We start from the raw sequence: 14,760 nt of genomic DNA, 5'->3' as shown, positions 1-14,760 counted from the left end.
CCGTGACCGACGCGCCCCTGCTGTTCTTCCACGACACGTCGGTCCTCGTGAACTTCCATCGCCCAGGACTGATCCCTGTGCTCGGACCGCTCCTGCGGCAGAACGTCCGCTGGACAGGGTCGATCCGCACCGAGTGCGTGAGGAAGGAGAACCAGCTCGAGCTGCCCGGTCTGGTCGACGCTGCGTATCGCCTCCTGGGAGAGCCGCTCCTGCCCGAACCCGGAGAACACCTCTCGATCCGACAACTGCGCCACCAGATGGCTTCGCCGGGAGATCATCCCCAACAGCATCTGGGCGAGGCCGAGTCGATCACGCTCATCCAGAAGCGGAGACTTCGCGCGGTGTTCGTGACCGACGACCGCGCGGCCATGTCCTGGGCGAGGCCGATCGATTGCGTCGGCACATGGCGTCTGCTCCGACTGGCCCGCACACGAGGTCTTGTCGCGAGCGATCAGGCGACGTCGCTCTGGCGGGAGTTCGTCGACGCGGGCGGGACGCCGCCGTCGAAGATCCGCACGCTGGACCAGTTCGTCGCCGCCTATCTGTGACCACGGGCTCGCGACCCCGACCGACGCTCGGCCGGCTCGTCGCCTGCCTTCCGGGCCCCGTCGGCCGCACGCCGTATCGTGACGCAGTACTCGACGAGGGGAGCAGCGATGGCGGCGAAGAAGTTCGCACAGGTGGACACGAGGAGCAGCGGGCTGAAGAAGGCGCTCGCCTTCCTCAGCGCGGCCACACCTATCGTGATCCGGGTCGTGCAGACCATGAGGGACAACCCGGAGATCTCGGATTTCGTGAAGGAGCAGCTCGCGAAGCTCCGGCGCAACGACAAGGCCACGCCGGAGGCGATGCTCGCGACGCTGGAGGCCCTGCGCGAGCAGGTCGCGCTGCTGAGCGAGTCGGCCGATGACGAACGGGAGGCCGCTCAGGCGGCCGCGTGGTCCGCCAAGCTCGACGCCGCCACCCGTGCCGCGCAGCTCCTGGCCGCCCCGGGCTCCACCGCGTCACAGCGCAAGACGCTCAAGAAGCAGATCGACTCGCTGCGGCAGGACATCTTCGCCGCGTATGTCGCCGAGCTCGGCGAGGACGCTTCCGCCGGCAGGAAGTGACCGCCGGCGGATCGTCGCGGTCTCGTCCGCTCACTCGTCCACCCCTAGCATGGCGGACGATGACCTCCGACTCCGCCCGCCTCACCCAGCTCCTCTCCTCGATCGACGGCCGTGGCTACGGCTCCTACAAGCAGCTGCGCGGCAGCTACGACCTGGGATCGTGCCGGCTCGTGATCGACCACGTGCAGGCCGACCCCTTCGCGCCGCCCTCGCTGATGCGCCTGGTCGTGGACCGGGCCGCGGCGGGCTTCCCGGAGGACCTGCTCGCCGACCGGCACGGGCGCGTCGCGACCACCGACTTCCTGGCGCGGGCGCTCGCCGAGACCGTCGCCCGCACCGGGGAGCGGGTCGACGTCGGCACCCCGGGGCAGGAGGTGCTCGAGCGCACCACCATCGCCGTCGCCGACGGTTCGATCGAAGCGCGCCTTGCCGCCGAGCTGCCCGCCTCCGGCCGCCGCATCCAGGGCCGACGCGCCGCGCGCCTGCTCACCGAGGACCTGCCCCGGATCGCCGAGGCCGTCCTGTTCCACGCCCGCCACGACGCGGAGGCGCTGCGCGCCCATGTCGCCCTCCACCGCGACCAGGAGGCGCTGCGCGACCGGCTCGCCGGCCGCGGTCTCGTGGCCCTCGTCGGCGACGGCGCGATCCTGCCCCGCCGCTCCGGAGACTCCGACCTGCCGCTCACCGAGGGCGCGATCCCCTTCGAGAGCCCGGCCTCGCTGCGCGTCGAGATCGACCTGCCCAGCGGCCGACGGGTGAGCGGCATGGGTATCCCCGAGGGGGTCACCGTGATCGTCGGCGGCGGCTTCCACGGCAAGTCCACGCTGCTGCGCGCCCTCGAACGCGGCATCCACCCGCACGTGGCGGGCGACGGCCGCGAGTGGGTGATCACCCGGGCCGATGCCGCGGCGATCCGCGCCGAGGACGGACGCGCCGTGACCGGCGTCGACATCTCCCCGTTCATCAGCGGTCTGCCCTCGGGGACCGACACCCGCTCCTTCACCACCGCGAACGCCTCGGGCTCCACCTCGCAGGCCGCGTCCCTCGTCGAGGCGGCCGACGCCGGCGCGTCGGCGCTGCTGATCGACGAGGACACCTCCGCCACGAACTTCATGCTCCGCGACGCGCGGATGCGCGCGCTGATCCCCGCCGACCGCGAACCGATCACCCCGTTCGTGGACCGCGTCCGTCCCCTGCTCACCGAGCGCGGGGTCTCCACCGTTCTGGTCGCGGGTGGCTCCGGAGCCTTCTTCGACGTCGCCGACCACGTGATCGCGATGGACTCCTACGTCCCCCGCGACGTCACCGCCGAGGCCCGCGCGCTCGCGGACGAATCACCGCGCGCGACCGGCCCCGTGTTCACCGCGCCGCGGCCCCGGATCCCGGACCCGGTCTCCCTCCGCCCCGCGGACGCCCGCAAGCCCGCCTCCGCCCGCGGCCGCGACACGATCCGGCTCGGCCGCGAGCACCTCGACCTCTCCGCGGTCTCCCAGCTGCTCGATCCCGCGCAGACCCAGGCCGTCGCCCACGCCCTGGACCGCCTCGCGGACCTGCTCGCCGAGGACGGTCCGCTCCCGCTCGAGGACGCGGTCCAGGTGCTCGTCGACCGGATCGAGAACGGCGGCCTCGAGACCCTCTCGCCCCACCGCGGCCATCCCGGCCATCTCGCCCGGCCGCGCGCGCTCGAGATCCACGCCGCGGTGAACCGGTGGCGGCAGCTGCGGCTGGCTTGACCGCTACGGCGCCACGTTGAGGGTGCGGCGGAACATGTTCCCCGGGTCGTAGATCTGCTTGATGCGCTGCAGGCGCCGGTAGGTCTCCGCCCCGTACGCCTCGCGGGTCACCTCGGGCACGGGCCGGGTCCGCTCGATGGAGCGGAAGTTGACGTACTCGCCGCGCTCCCGCAGCCGGGCGAGCTCGGCCGCGGCCCGCTCGGCGAAGGCGCGGAAGCGGGCGTCCTCCCCGGGGTCCTGCCAGGCGAGATGGATCGAGACCATGAGTCGTCCGCCGCGGTGAGGGAAGGCGGTCGCCCCCTCCGGAACGCGGGCGAACGCCCCGCCGAGCAGGTGCAGGTCCAGGCTCGCGCCCGGCCCGGGCAGCGCCTCGGCGACGGCGGCGAGAGCGTCGAGCACCTCCTCGTCCAGGCTGCGGAAGCTCGCGTTGCGCCAGAGCCCGCGCGCCCCCGTCGGCACCGCCTCGCTGCGCGCCCCCTGCCAGGCCTCCCAGCTGACCGGGCCGCTGAGCTCGCGGTCCGGAGGCAGCGCGCGGCGCAGCGCGCCGATCAGCGCCTCGCCGCGGGCGTGGTCCTCGTCGATCCAGACGCTGTGGATCGCCAGCTGCGGAGCGTCCCCGAGCCCGTCCTCGGGAGGAGGCGAGGCGATCGAGACCACCGCGGCGAGCTCGTCGGGCAGGTCGCGGCTCCAGCGCTCGAAGGCGCCGAGTGCGCGCCGCCACTGCGCCCGTCGGTAGTGCAGGCTCGCTCCGAGCACCGTCTCCGGCATCGGCACGGCCCGGTAGGTGAACGCGGTGACCACGCCGAAGTTCCCGCCCCCGCCGCGCAGGGCCCAGAACAGGTCCCGGTGCTCCTCCTCGCTCGCGCGCACCCGTCGGCCGTCGGCGAGGAGCACGTCGGCGGCCTCGAGCCGGTCCAGGCTGAGCCCGGCCTTCCGCGACAGCCAGCCCACCCCGCCGCCGAGCGTCATCCCGGCGATGCCGGGGAGGGGACGGTGCCCAGCGGCACGGCGAGCCGGTGCGGTGCGGTCGCGGCGTCGACATCGCCGACCCGCGCCCCGGGCGCGGCCGTGACCAGGTGGGCCGCGGGGTCCACGGTGACCTCGCGCAGCGCGCCGAGATCCAGCACGATCCCGTCGTCGACGGTGCCGAGCCCTGCGACGGAGTGCCCGCCGCCGCGCACTGCGAGCGGCAGGCCCGTCTCCCGCACCGCCTCCAGCACGGGCAGGGCGTCGTCGATCGTCGCGGCGCGCACCACCAGGTAGGGGAAGCGGTCCTCGCGCCCGTTCCACACCGCCCGCGCCGCGTCGTAGTCCGGATGGCCGGGCACCACGACCTCGCCCGCGACCCGGTCGCGCAGCCGGTCCAGGGCCGCGCGCGATTCCGGGATCGGATCCTCGCCCGTCTTCCATGTCATGGCCTGGCGACCTCCTGGAATGGTGGGCGAACAGGCCGCCCACGACCAAGGAAGGGTGCCGGGACGCACCGCCGGGGCACCCTCCGCGGACTGTGCCTGACCAGCGGGCGGGCCGCCCGTCGGCAGGCGGGTGGAGCTGATCTCGACGGTACTGCGCGGCGAGGAGGAGGGCAACGGGCCTCCCGCTCGTGGTGCCCGGGCACGTCGACGCCTATGACCGCGCTGACGCGGCCGATGCTCCTCCCGTCCGCACGAGGTGGCAGGCTGGGCACACCCGCCCCACCCCGGACGAAGGAGCACCATGTCCGTCCCCCACCTGCTCGACCACATCGTCATCGCCGGCCCCGACCTCGCCGAGACCGTCGAGTGGTTCCGCGAGCTCACCGGCGTCACGCCCGCTCCCGGCGGCAGCCACCCCACCGGCACCGCGAACGCCCTGGTCGCCCTCACCGTCGGCGGCGAGCGACGCCCGCACTACCTCGAGCTGATCGGCCCCGACCCGCAGCGCGAGGGGGAGGAGCTGCCGAAGACCTTCAGCATCAACCGGCTGAAGCGCCCCACCCTGATCACCTACGCCGTGCACCCCGAGGACATCGACCAGGTCGCCGAGCGCTCCCGTGCCGCCGGCGTCGATCCCGGCCCCGTCGAGGACCTCTCCCGCACCACGGCGGGCGGCGAGCTGCTGCAGTGGCGGCTCACGCAGGCCCGCGCCCCGCGCAACTACGGCGTGCCCTTCCTCATCGACTGGGGCGCCACCGAGCAGCCCGGCCTCACCGACCTGCCCACGATCGAGCTGGTCTCCTTCGAGCGCATCGAGGTGAGGCCCGAGCCGCTGCAGAAGGCGCTGGCCGCGCTCGACCTCGGCGACGGCGTCGCCCCGGTCCACGAGGGCCCCGGCTCCCGCTTCGTGCTGCAGCTGCGCACCGAGGACGGGCGCGAGATCGAGATCTGAGACGGTCCACGGCCGCCCCGGCATCGTCCCGCCGCGGGTGCGTGCCGCATGTGGTCAGGTGATGGCGTATGGCGTACCGCTATGCCTATATAGGCGTACTGGTACGCCACACGCCACTACTCGACCATGGCTCGAGGACCAGGGCGCGAGGAACCGGGCTCGAGGGCCAGGGCGCGAGGAACGGGGCGCGAGGAACGGGGCTCGTAGCCCAGGGTGCGAGGCGCCGGGCTCGCAGCCGCGGACAAGAGCCGAGGCGCGCGCGGCACCGGAATCACGGGCGCGCGACTCGGAAGCACTGGGCCGGGCCCGCACGGCACTGCCCCGCCCGATCGGGACGCGCCGTCATTCCTGCCGTGCCGGATCTCGGCCCTCCTTCGGCGCCCGCCGGCGGGCGCCGCCTCGACCGCTCGGCCCGGAATCTTGCCGCGCCCGGGGCCGCTGACTAGCGTGCCGAGCAGTGATCGCGGTCCGCGGCCCTCGCGGATCGCGCAGGTCATCGACAAGGAGGACCTCCCATGAACGACACCGTCACCGTGCCCGATCCGGCAGGACCCACGCGCACCGGACGCGAGAACGCCGAGCAGGGCTTCCTCGCCCCCGCCGCACTCTCCAAGAACCTCCAGGCCGTCCTGGTGGACCTCACGGCCCTGCACCTGGTGGGCAAGCAGGCGCACTGGAACATCGTGGGCCCGAACTTCCGCGACCTGCATCTGAACCTCGACGAGGTGGTCGCCATCGCGCGGGCGAGCGCCGACGACGTCGCCGAGCGCATGCGCGCCCCCCACGCCGCGCCCGATGCCCGCCCGGCGGTGGTCGCCGAGCAGACCACGCTGCCCGAGTTCCCCCAGGGCGAGGTGCTCACGCACGATGCGATCGACCTCGTGACCGCGTCCATCGAGGGGGCCGTGGGCACGATGCGCTCGGTCCACGACGAGGTGGACGAGGCGGATCCCACCTCCGCGGACATCCTGCACGGGATCATCGAGAAGCTCGAGCAGCAGGCCTGGTTCATCAGCGCGGAGACCCGCACCCCGAAGGAGCGCTGACCCCTCGCGTTCCCGGCGATCGCCTCCGGCACGGCGCGCCGTCATCATGGACGTCATGACGGAGACGCACAGCTCGCGAGACGACCACCCCGTTCCCGACGACCTGTCGGTCGTCTTCTCCGCCGCCCCGGCGCCAGAGGCCGCGGATGCCGCGTCCGCCGACGCCGCCGCGCTCACCGGATGGCCCTGGTTCCTGCCGCAGGACGGCCTCGGCCGCGCGGAGCTCGAGCCAACGGTCGACGTCGAGGACGATCCGGTCGGCGCCGCGGAGGCGCTCGCCCGGGTCCCCCTGGTGCGCGGCGCAGTGGCCCTGCTCGAGCACGTGGGCGAAGGGCTCCCGCTCACCTCCGAGGGCGAGCTCGATCCGGCCGACGTCCGCGCTCTGGTCGAGGAGCTTGGCCTCGACGGCGAGGAGCCCACGACGATGCGCGAGATCGGGGCGATCGTCGGCCCCTGGAACTCCCTGATCGCCGGGAGGTGGCTGAGCGTGAGCGGCGGCGAGGTCGTGCCGGGAGAGGGGATGGTGCCCGCGGCGGCGCGGTCCGAGGACCCGGCGGCCTTCGTCCGCTTCGCCCGCGCCGTGATCGTGCTGCTGGTCCTCGAGAGCCTTCGACAGGGCGGTGAGGAGGGTGGGCTGTTCGGCGGCTCGGACACCTTCACCGCCCTGCTGCACACGGTCGCGCCCGGCGGGCTGCTGCTCCCGGCGACGATCCGCATCGCCCTCGATCAGGGCCTGGTGCCGGCCGATCCCGCCGGCGACCCGGACATGGACGAGATCAACCGGTACTGGCAGGCGGAGCGTGACCTCGGCACGCTCGCCGCCTACGGGCTGCTGCAGCGGGAGCCGCTCCCGGACGGGCAGGCGGTCCGGTATCTCGGCACCGTCGAGGTGCTGGTCGAGGCGTACGGCGCGCTGGAGATGCTCGAGGACCTCGGCTGAGCGTCGCCGTGGCCGTGCGCCTCGTGGCCCTCGCGGCGGTGACGCCGGAGCGCGCGACGAGGGCGGCCCCACCCGGTGGAGCCGCCCTCGTCGACGGAGACGGGCCTCGGCCCGGCGGCGATCAGTCCTTCTTGTCCTGGCCGCCCAGGCCGTCCAGCGCGCCCTTGACGGTGTCGCGGGCGTCCTGGAGCTTGTCCTTCGCGTCGGCCTTGCCCTGCTGGGCCTGGCCCTCGGCCTGGGTCTCCTTGTCGCCGGTCAGCTTGCCGAGGCCCTCCTTGGCCTGGCCGCCCAGCTTGTCCTTGCTGTTCTCGAACTTCTCGTCGGTGCTCATCGCGGACCTCCTCGGTCGAGTGGACGCACGGCTCCCGTGCGATGCCTCGAGCCTACGCGCCGACCCTGCACTCCGTCCGACCCTCCGGTCGATCGGCTCGGCCTCACTTCTCCGCCTCGACTCCCGGGATGGCGCGGGCGCCGGAGACGTGTAGGGTCCCTCCCATGCAGAAGCGTTGGCAGTTCTATGCGAAGTCGGCTCCGGAGGGGCCGGCCGCCGTATAGCGCCAACTCCTCTCCAGAGCCGACAAGGGCAGAGCATCCGCTCTGCCCTTCGCCATTCCCGGCGGGCTCTGCAGCAGCGGGTCCGCCCCCACCCGGAGGACAGGACCCATGACCCTTCTCGCCACCACCCCCGTCCAGGCCGACACCGATGTCGCCCCCGACCGCCACGTCGCGGGCTTCACCGCGCTGCCCACCCCCGCCGAGCTCCGCGCCGAGATGCCGCTGACCGGCGTCTCCGCCGCCCAGGTCGCCGCGCACCGGGAGCAGATCCGCGAGGTGCTCACCGGCGTCGACGACCGCCTGCTGGTCGTCGTCGGTCCCTGCTCGATCCACGACCCGGAGGCGGGGCTCGACTACGCGCGACGCCTCGCGGACCTGCGCGCCGAGATGCAGGACGACCTGCTGCTGGTGATGCGCACCTACTTCGAGAAGCCGCGCACCACCGTCGGCTGGAAGGGCCTGATCAACGACCCGCACCTGGACGGCTCCCACGACATCGCCGCGGGGCTCCGCACCGCCCGCTCCTTCCTCCGCGACGTCACCGCGCTCGGCCTGCCTGCCGCGACCGAGTTCCTCGAGCCGATCAGCCTCCAGTACATCGCCGACCTCGTCAGCTGGGGCGCGATCGGGGCGCGCACCACCGAGTCGCAGATCCACCGCCAGCTCGCCTCGGGACTGTCGATGCCGATCGGGTTCAAGAACGGCACCGACGGCGGGATCCAGGTCGCGCTCGACGCGCTCGGCGCGGCCTCCGCCCCGCAGTCCTTCCTCGGCATCGACGCCGACGGAAGGGCCGCGCTGGTGGCCACCAGCGGCAACCCCGACCTCTCCCTCATCCTGCGCGGCGGGGCCGACGGACCGAACTTCGCCCCCGCCCAGGTCGCAGAGGCCGCGAGGCGGCTGGAGGCGGCCGGACTGCCGCAGCGCCTGATCATCGACGCCTCCCACGCCAACAGCGGCAAGGACCACGTGCGCCAGCGGGAGGTCGCGGGGCTGCTGGCCGAGCAGGTCGCGACCGACGGCGCCGCGATCGCCGGGATCATGCTCGAGAGCAACCTGCTCGGCGGCGCGCAGAAGCTCGACCCCGAGGCCGGCCCCATCGGGCTCGTCCGCGGCCGCTCGGTGACCGACGCCTGCATGGGCTGGGACGCGACCGAGGAGGCGCTGCGCGAGCTCGCCGCCGGGGCACGCCGCCGGCGGGGCTGAGCGGCTCGGGCTCCCGGCCCCTCAGCCGCGGTGGTCCTCCGAATCCAGCCACTGCTCGAAGGTCGTCGCGCCGATCCGGGCCGTTGCGGGGTCGCCGCGCAGCGCCCCGGAGGCCAGTCCCCGCCAGTAGGTGCCGGGCAGGCGCAGCTCGAGCACGTGCCGGGAGATCCCGTCGTGCGCGTACTGGCGGCGGATCATGCCGGTGAGGGTCTCCTCCTCGGGACCGATCAGGTCCGGGGCACGCCGGGAGGGGCCGTCCTCCGCGAGATCCACCAGGTGGTGCCCGACCTCGCGGGCGGCGACGGGCCGTGAGAGCATCCGCGGGGCGAGGGTCAGCGGGCCGAGGGTGGTCTGCGCGATGATCTGGCCGGCGAACTCGTGGAACTGGGCGGCGCGGGCGATGGTGTGCGGCAGCGCGGAGGCCTCGACCAGACGCTCCTGGGCGAGCTTGCCCGCGTAGTAGGCGGCGTCGGCCGCCTCCAGCCCGACGATCGAGAGCAGCACGTGATGGCCGACGCCGGCGCGCTGCTCCGCCTTGAGCAGGTTCCTGCTGGTGGTGGTGAAGAACTCGGTCGCCTTCCGGGCGTTCTGGGTGGTGATGTTCAGGGCGTCGATGACCACGTCGGCCCCCTCGAACGCGGCGTCCAACCCCTGCCCGGTGAGCACGTCGACGCCCTCGCGGCGGCTCAGCACCGCAGTGTCATGGCCGCGCTCGCGGGCGGCCTCGGTGATGCGTCGTCCGACCATGCCGGTGCCGCCGGCGATCGCGATCCTCATCCTGACCCTCTCCTCGCTCCCGGCGCTGCCGCCCACTCTTCCCTACCCGGCCCCGCCCGTCGAGGGGACCGAACCCCCGCGCGCACACTTCGGCGTCCTGTGCGTGACCTCAGACCACCAGAGGCGCTGAGGTCACGCAGGGAGCGCAGAAGTGCGCACCGCCTCCCGCCGACCACTGCCCGGCAGCATCGCGGCGGGGAATAATCCCGTCAACGCCCGCGTTGACCCCTCCTCGCCTCATCCCGCCCGCCGCGTCCTCCGAGGAGCCCCCATCACCGCACGCACCGCCCTGCCCACCCTCGCTGCCCAGGCCGAGCGCCTGATCGACCTGGACCTCCACACCCTCGCCGGCCTGCCCGCCGAGGCCCTGACCGACGCCGCGGCCCGCGCCGGCGCCGACCGCACCGACGCCCTCCTCGCGATCGACCCCGCCCTCGCCCCGCCCTCGTCCCTCGCCCCGCTCATCCGGCGCGGCGAGAAGCCGGGCTTCGTCGTCGAGGACATGACCGACGTCGACGCCTTCGCGCCCACAGGTGCCGACCTGCCCGAGGCGCCGATCTACCTCGTCCATGCCCCGGACCGCGGCGACGAGTTCGAGAACGCCTCCCCGGCCGAGGCGCTCGAGGCGATCACCGCCGCCGGCCGCAGCCCGCTGCTGCTCACCGAGGGGCTGCTCTGGGTGCTGCAGGTCCCGGAGGTCCTCGAGCGGAACCACTGCTTCATGACGATCGGCTCCCGGATCCGCACGGCAAGCGGCCGGCTCGACTCCCGCACCCCTGCGCTGTGGATCTCGGGCGGCACCGGCCGCGACGGTAAGGAGCGGAAGGACGCGCCGAAGCTCGGCTGGTGCTGGTGGAACAACCGCCACACCTGGCTCGGCATCGCCTCGGCGGGCGGACGCACGGCCGGCTGAAAGACGTGGACTCCGCCCGGTGCCGCGGATAGCCTCCGCCTCATGACCGACGACGAGACGCCCACCTGGTGGCAGGAGCATCACGCCTTCCTCCTGGAGAGTGCCGGGGAGGGCGAGGTCGACGCCGGCCCGCCCTTCTCACCGCAGCTGCTCGGCCTGCTCGCCGACGTGGAGCGCGCCTTCGCCGTGACCGGCGCCGACACCCCGCCCTGGCCGGATCCGCACCTCGGGCCCGACGGCGAGGACATCCCCGTGCGCGAGGAGGAGTACAGCCGCTGCCTCGACCCCGGCAAGCACAGGATCCTCGCCACCCGTGCCGAGGCCTGGGCCCAGGTGCTCGTCGCGAAGGGCTGGGCCGAGCGCGAGGAGATCGCGGACGGTGCGGCCCTGCCCTGGAGGGCCGAGTCCGGTCCGCCCCTCCACCGCGCCACGGTGCTGCGCCCCCACCGGCGCGGGGCGCTGCCCCTGCTCCTCGTGCGCACCGCCCCCGACGAGGAGGACGGCCATCACGACCTGACCACGGCCGACGCGCTGCTGCCCGGCATCGTCGTCGCCCTCGGAGACCCACCGCTGCCCGTCGAGACCCTGCCCTTCTGCGGCTGCGATGCCTGTGACTCCGGCTCCCGCGACCTGCTCGAGCAGCTGGACGAGGCGGTCCTCTCGATAGTCGACGGCTCCTACGAGGTCGAGATCTCCCCGCACGGCCGGCGGGAGCGCACTTCCTTCCATGCGTCGTCGGGATGGAGCGCCGACCAGCCCGCCGTGTCCGCCCACCTCACCGCCGGCCCCTGGGCGGAGAACTGGACTCCGCGACCGATGGACCCGATGCTCGAGCCGGAGGACCGCGCATGAGAGCAGGAGGAGCGGAGGTCACCGTCCCCCTCGACGCCCTCGAGAATCCGCCGGCAGGGCTCCGCCGTCTGCACCGCAGCACCGTGCTGCCCGGTGCGGAGCTCGAGCTCCACCCGTCGGCCGGGCCCCTGCCCTAGAGTGGGCACACGCGCTCGACGAGGACGCGGAGGAGCCGAGGCCGAGGTCGCCCCGCCCCCGCACCACGGCGGTCGCGCTTCCCCGCCCCCGCCCGAAGGACGCTCCTCGTGAACTCCCTGGTCCTCGCCATCGTGGGAGTCGGCATGATGATCGCCGGCTACCTGCTGTACTCGCGCTATCTCTCCAAGAAGGTGTACCGGCTCGACGCCGGCTTCCGGACCCCTGCCCACGAGCTGCAGGACGGGGTCGACTACGTCCCCACCAACAAGTTCGTGCTGTGGGGCCACCACTTCACCTCCGTTGCCGGCGCCTCGCCGATCGTCGGCCCCGCCGTCGCCGTGATCTGGGGCTGGGGCCCCGCCTTCCTCTGGGTCACCCTCGGCACCGTGTTCTTCGCGGGCATGCACGACCTCGGCGCGCTGTGGGCCTCGACCCGCAACCGCGGCCAGTCCATCGGCACCCTCGCCGCGAAGTACATCGGCCGCCGCGGCAGCCGGCTGTTCCTCGTGGTGATCTTCCTGCTGCTGCTCATGGTCAACACCGTCTTCGCCGTGGTGATCTCGGGGCTGCTGGTCTCCACCCCGTCGGCCGTGATCCCCACCGGGGGCGCGCTCGTCGTCGCGGTGCTGGTGGGCCAGGCGATCTACCGCCTGAAGTGGAACCTGCCGATCGTGTCCGTGGTGGGCGTGGTCGCCCTGTACAGCCTGATCCTGCTCGGCGACCGGTTCCCGCTCGCGCTGCCGGAGGGCTTCCTCGGCATCGGGGCAGAGCCGTTCTGGATTCTGGTGCTGTTCGTCTACGCGGGCATCGCCTCGATGCTGCCGGTGTGGGTGCTGCTGCAGCCGCGCGACTACATCAACGGCCTGCAGCTGTTCGTCGGTCTGATCCTGTTGTACGGCGCGGTGCTGATCTTCCGCCCCGAGATCGTCGCCCCGATGATCAACCAGGCCGTGCCCGAGGGGACCCCGGGCATGATGCCGCTGCTGTTCGTCACCGTCGCCTGCGGCGCGATCTCCGGCTTCCACGGCATCGTCTCCTCCGGCACCTCCTCCAAGCAGCTGGACAAGGAGACCGATGCACGGTTCGTGGGCTACTTCGGCGCGGTGGGCGAGGGCCTGCTGGCGCTCGGCGCGATCATCGCGACCACCGCCGGCTTCCGCACCCTCGCCGACTGGGAGGCGGTCTATTCCGCCTTCAACGAGGGCGGCGTGGAGGCGTTCGTCGCCGGCGGCGGATCCATCCTGAACGCGGGCCTCGGCATCCCGACCTCCCTGTCCGCGACGATCCTCGCCACCATGGCGGTGCTCTTCGCCGCCACCACCATGGACACCGGCGTGCGCCTGCAGCGCTTCGTCGTCCAGGAGATCGGGCAGATCCTCGGCCTGCGGCTCGGCACCTTGGTCGCGACCGCGATCGTGCTCGTGGTGTGCCTGGCCCTCGCCTTCGGTGCCGGTTCCGGAGGCACCGGCGGCATGGTGATCTGGCCGCTGTTCGGCACCACCAACCAGATCCTCGCCGCGCTGACCCTCGCGATCCTCGCCGTGATGCTCACCCGCAAGCGCCGCCCGGTGCTGCCGGTCCTGCTGCCGCTGCTGTTCGTGCTCTTCGTGAGCGTGTTCGCGCTGCTGGTGCAGGTGGGTCAGTACGCGGCCGAGGGCAGCTGGCTGCTGCTGGTCCTCGACGTCATCATCCTCGTCGCCGCGGTGTGGGTGATCGTCGAGTCCGCGATCGCGCTGACCCGCGCGCGGACGGAGCCGCCCGAGGTCGAGGGCGCCGACGAGGAGCCGTTCGAGGACTCCTCGGCCCGATGACGGTCTCGTCCCGCCTGCGCGCCCTGGCCGAGGGGCTGCACGAGTTCTACGTCGGCCCCTACCGGCGCACCTTCGCCCGCGCGCAGCGGGACGAGGACGACCTGTTCCGCATGCTCGTGATGAGCGAGATGCTCGGCGTCCCCAACCCTGCCTCCTACTACACGGCCGAGCTGCTCCCGGTCCTCTACGACGGCTTCCACGACTGGCACCGCAGGATGGGGATGGAGCGCTCGCCGCTCGAGGATTACCGATGCTGCTGAGCCTCGCGCGGTCCCGCCGCGTGCTCTTCCTCGGCGGGAAGGGCGGGGTCGGCAAGACGACCCTCGCCTCGGCGGTCGCCCTCGACGCCGCCCGCTCCGGCAGGCGCGTCCTCGTCGTCTCGACCGACCCCGCCCACAACCTCGGCCATCTGTGGGAGCGGCGCATCGGCGACCGGGTCACGCCGCTGGCCGACGGGGAGGGCGGCGGAGCGGTCCACGGCATCGAGATCGACCCCGACGCGACCACCGACCAGCACCTGCGCGACGTCGCCACCACCCTCAAGCGGCTCATGCCCCGCACCCTCCACGGGGAGGTCGACAAGCACATGGACCTCTCCCGCCGCTCCCCGGGCACCCACGAGGCGGCGGTGCTCGAGCGGATGACGGAGCTGGTCGAGCGGGGGCGGGAGGAGTTCGATCTGGTCGTCCTCGACACCGCCCCGAGCGGCCACACAGCCCGCCTGATGGCGCTGCCGGAGGTGATGACCGCCTGGACCGACGGGCTGCTCGCCCGGAGGGAGAAGTCCGCCCGGCTGGGCGCGGCACGGCGCGGACTGGAACGGCGCAGGCCCCGCCGACGAGGGGAGGGCGACCTCGGTGCCTCCGTGCTCGGCTCCACCGCGCCGCGGGACCCGCTCGAGGAGCGGGACGAGGAGATCCGTGCGATCCTGCTGCGCCGCCGTGACCGGCTCGCGGGGCTGCGGGAGACCCTCACCGACCCGGCCGTCACCTCCTTCGCGATCGTGCTGGCCGCCGAGCGGCTGCCGGTGCTGGAGACGATCGAGCTGCACGAGGAGCTCACGCGGAGCGGCGTCCACGTCGGCGCGCTCGTGGTGAACAAGCGCTCGCCCGCGGACCGCGGCGACTTCCTCGCCCGCCGCCGCGCGGTGGAGGAGGAGCATCTCGCCACCCTCCGCACCGCCCTGCCCGAGGTGCCGTGCCAGGAGGTCCCGCTGGGGGAGGAGGACGTCGTCGGCCCTGCGGCGCTCGCCCGGTTCGCCGAGCTGCTCGACCCCGCGGCCACAGGCGGCCACGGGGCGCGTCGCGGCTAGA

At 73.3% G+C, this 14,760-nt stretch carries 17 protein-coding genes; 13 read left to right on the top strand and 4 right to left on the bottom strand.

Annotation, left to right across the window (positions count from 1 at the left end; all coding sequences use genetic code 11):
* The first annotated feature begins 2 nt into the window (after positions 1 to 2).
* The 3 genes from RBL05_RS07800 (at position 3) to RBL05_RS07790 (ending at position 2,842) form a co-directional block, all read left to right on the top strand.
* A complete protein-coding gene (locus RBL05_RS07800) occupies positions 3 to 548 on the top strand; it encodes a hypothetical protein (RefSeq protein WP_308739993.1) in 546 nt (181 codons plus the stop codon).
* A gap of 108 nt (positions 549 to 656) precedes the next feature.
* Positions 657 to 1,109: a hypothetical protein gene (locus tag RBL05_RS07795; RefSeq protein ID WP_308739994.1), complete on the top strand. Its 453-nt coding sequence runs from the start codon at positions 657 to 659 to the stop codon at positions 1,107 to 1,109.
* A 59-nt stretch (positions 1,110 to 1,168) separates the two neighbouring features.
* Positions 1,169 to 2,842: an ABC-ATPase domain-containing protein gene (locus RBL05_RS07790; RefSeq protein WP_308739995.1), complete on the top strand. Its 1,674-nt coding sequence runs from the start codon at positions 1,169 to 1,171 to the stop codon at positions 2,840 to 2,842.
* A 3-nt stretch (positions 2,843 to 2,845) separates the two neighbouring features.
* Here RBL05_RS07790 and RBL05_RS07785 read toward each other — a convergent pair whose 3' ends face one another.
* The gene (locus RBL05_RS07785; RefSeq protein ID WP_318604257.1) at positions 2,846 to 3,811 is read right to left on the bottom strand and encodes an FAD-binding oxidoreductase; all 966 of its coding nucleotides are present in this window, start codon (positions 3,809 to 3,811) and stop codon (positions 2,846 to 2,848) included.
* Positions 3,808 to 4,257 (bottom strand): FAD-dependent oxidoreductase, encoded by a 450-nt coding sequence (locus RBL05_RS07780; RefSeq protein ID WP_318604255.1) that lies wholly within the window; start codon positions 4,255 to 4,257, stop codon positions 3,808 to 3,810. Before RBL05_RS07780 ends, RBL05_RS07785 begins: the two co-directional genes overlap by 4 nt.
* A gap of 301 nt (positions 4,258 to 4,558) precedes the next feature.
* On the opposite strand from RBL05_RS07780, the gene RBL05_RS07775 reads away from it, so the two are divergent.
* The 3 genes from RBL05_RS07775 to RBL05_RS07765 all read left to right on the top strand — a co-directional run bounded on the left by RBL05_RS07775 (position 4,559) and on the right by RBL05_RS07765 (position 7,195).
* Positions 4,559 to 5,209, top strand: a complete 651-nt coding sequence (locus RBL05_RS07775; RefSeq protein WP_308739997.1) for a VOC family protein — start codon at positions 4,559 to 4,561, stop codon at positions 5,207 to 5,209.
* Positions 5,210 to 5,724: 515 nt separating this feature from the next.
* Positions 5,725 to 6,255, top strand: a complete 531-nt coding sequence (locus RBL05_RS07770; protein WP_308739998.1) for a Dps family protein — start codon at positions 5,725 to 5,727, stop codon at positions 6,253 to 6,255.
* A 55-nt stretch (positions 6,256 to 6,310) separates the two neighbouring features.
* On the top strand, positions 6,311 to 7,195 hold the full coding sequence (locus tag RBL05_RS07765; protein WP_308739999.1) for a hypothetical protein: 885 nt from the start codon (positions 6,311 to 6,313) through the stop codon (positions 7,193 to 7,195).
* 121 nt (positions 7,196 to 7,316) lie between these two features.
* Here RBL05_RS07765 and RBL05_RS07760 read toward each other — a convergent pair whose 3' ends face one another.
* Positions 7,317 to 7,526, bottom strand: coding sequence for a CsbD family protein (locus RBL05_RS07760; protein WP_318604252.1), 210 nt, complete (start codon positions 7,524 to 7,526; stop codon positions 7,317 to 7,319).
* 332 nt (positions 7,527 to 7,858) lie between these two features.
* Here RBL05_RS07760 and RBL05_RS07755 point away from each other — a divergent pair, with 332 nt between their 5' ends.
* Positions 7,859 to 8,956 (top strand): 3-deoxy-7-phosphoheptulonate synthase, encoded by a 1,098-nt coding sequence (locus RBL05_RS07755; RefSeq protein WP_308740001.1) that lies wholly within the window; start codon positions 7,859 to 7,861, stop codon positions 8,954 to 8,956.
* A gap of 21 nt (positions 8,957 to 8,977) precedes the next feature.
* Here RBL05_RS07755 and RBL05_RS07750 read toward each other — a convergent pair whose 3' ends face one another.
* Complete coding sequence (locus tag RBL05_RS07750; protein WP_308740002.1) at positions 8,978 to 9,733, bottom strand: SDR family oxidoreductase; 756 nt, start codon at positions 9,731 to 9,733, stop codon at positions 8,978 to 8,980.
* A 151-nt stretch (positions 9,734 to 9,884) separates the two neighbouring features.
* On the opposite strand from RBL05_RS07750, the gene RBL05_RS07745 reads away from it, so the two are divergent.
* The 6 genes from RBL05_RS07745 (at position 9,885) to RBL05_RS07720 (ending at position 14,759) form a co-directional block, all read left to right on the top strand.
* Complete coding sequence (locus RBL05_RS07745; RefSeq protein WP_308740003.1) at positions 9,885 to 10,646, top strand: DUF5701 family protein; 762 nt, start codon at positions 9,885 to 9,887, stop codon at positions 10,644 to 10,646.
* Positions 10,647 to 10,688: 42 nt separating this feature from the next.
* Positions 10,689 to 11,498, top strand: a complete 810-nt coding sequence (locus RBL05_RS07740; protein ID WP_308740004.1) for a DUF6226 family protein — start codon at positions 10,689 to 10,691, stop codon at positions 11,496 to 11,498.
* Positions 11,495 to 11,635 carry a hypothetical protein gene (locus tag RBL05_RS07735; protein ID WP_259812658.1) on the top strand — a complete coding sequence of 47 codons (141 nt, stop codon included), beginning with the start codon at positions 11,495 to 11,497 and terminating at the stop codon, positions 11,633 to 11,635. The genes RBL05_RS07740 and RBL05_RS07735 overlap by 4 nt, the downstream gene beginning before the upstream one ends.
* 108 nt (positions 11,636 to 11,743) lie before the next feature.
* Entirely contained in the window at positions 11,744 to 13,447 is a 1,704-nt protein-coding gene (locus tag RBL05_RS07730; RefSeq protein ID WP_308740005.1) for a carbon starvation protein A, read from the top strand.
* A complete protein-coding gene (locus tag RBL05_RS07725) occupies positions 13,444 to 13,707 on the top strand; it encodes a cory-CC-star protein (protein WP_308740006.1) in 264 nt (87 codons plus the stop codon). Before RBL05_RS07730 ends, RBL05_RS07725 begins: the two co-directional genes overlap by 4 nt.
* A complete protein-coding gene (locus RBL05_RS07720; RefSeq protein WP_308740007.1) occupies positions 13,698 to 14,759 on the top strand; it encodes an ArsA family ATPase in 1,062 nt (353 codons plus the stop codon). The genes RBL05_RS07725 and RBL05_RS07720 overlap by 10 nt, the downstream gene beginning before the upstream one ends.
* The last annotated feature ends 1 nt before the right edge of the window (position 14,760 follow it).

The organism is Brachybacterium sp. GU-2, assembly GCF_030866705.2.
GTDB lineage: Bacteria > Actinomycetota > Actinomycetes > Actinomycetales > Dermabacteraceae > Brachybacterium > Brachybacterium conglomeratum.
Note: the sequence above shows the minus strand (reverse complement) of the source record. Positions and strands in the feature narration are given on the sequence as shown.

What these genes read in the sequence shown, in the direction of transcription:
- RBL05_RS07725 (WP_308740006.1), top strand. Translation starts at nt 13,444, where the DNA reads ATGACGGTCTCGTCCCGCCTGCGCGCCCTGGCCGAGGGGCTGCACGAG.
- RBL05_RS07750 (WP_308740002.1), bottom strand. Translation starts at nt 9,733, where the DNA reads ATGAGGATCGCGATCGCCGGCGGCACCGGCATGGTCGGACGACGCATC.
- RBL05_RS07775 (WP_308739997.1), top strand. Translation starts at nt 4,559, where the DNA reads ATGTCCGTCCCCCACCTGCTCGACCACATCGTCATCGCCGGCCCCGAC.
- RBL05_RS07765 (WP_308739999.1), top strand. Translation starts at nt 6,311, where the DNA reads ATGACGGAGACGCACAGCTCGCGAGACGACCACCCCGTTCCCGACGAC.
- RBL05_RS07755 (WP_308740001.1), top strand. Translation starts at nt 7,859, where the DNA reads ATGACCCTTCTCGCCACCACCCCCGTCCAGGCCGACACCGATGTCGCC.
- RBL05_RS07790 (WP_308739995.1), top strand. Translation starts at nt 1,169, where the DNA reads ATGACCTCCGACTCCGCCCGCCTCACCCAGCTCCTCTCCTCGATCGAC.
- RBL05_RS07760 (WP_318604252.1), bottom strand. Translation starts at nt 7,526, where the DNA reads ATGAGCACCGACGAGAAGTTCGAGAACAGCAAGGACAAGCTGGGCGGC.
- RBL05_RS07720 (WP_308740007.1), top strand. Translation starts at nt 13,698, where the DNA reads ATGCTGCTGAGCCTCGCGCGGTCCCGCCGCGTGCTCTTCCTCGGCGGG.
- RBL05_RS07780 (WP_318604255.1), bottom strand. Translation starts at nt 4,257, where the DNA reads ATGACATGGAAGACGGGCGAGGATCCGATCCCGGAATCGCGCGCGGCC.
- RBL05_RS07740 (WP_308740004.1), top strand. Translation starts at nt 10,689, where the DNA reads ATGACCGACGACGAGACGCCCACCTGGTGGCAGGAGCATCACGCCTTC.
- RBL05_RS07785 (WP_318604257.1), bottom strand. Translation starts at nt 3,811, where the DNA reads ATGACGCTCGGCGGCGGGGTGGGCTGGCTGTCGCGGAAGGCCGGGCTC.
- RBL05_RS07795 (WP_308739994.1), top strand. Translation starts at nt 657, where the DNA reads ATGGCGGCGAAGAAGTTCGCACAGGTGGACACGAGGAGCAGCGGGCTG.
- RBL05_RS07735 (WP_259812658.1), top strand. Translation starts at nt 11,495, where the DNA reads ATGAGAGCAGGAGGAGCGGAGGTCACCGTCCCCCTCGACGCCCTCGAG.
- RBL05_RS07770 (WP_308739998.1), top strand. Translation starts at nt 5,725, where the DNA reads ATGAACGACACCGTCACCGTGCCCGATCCGGCAGGACCCACGCGCACC.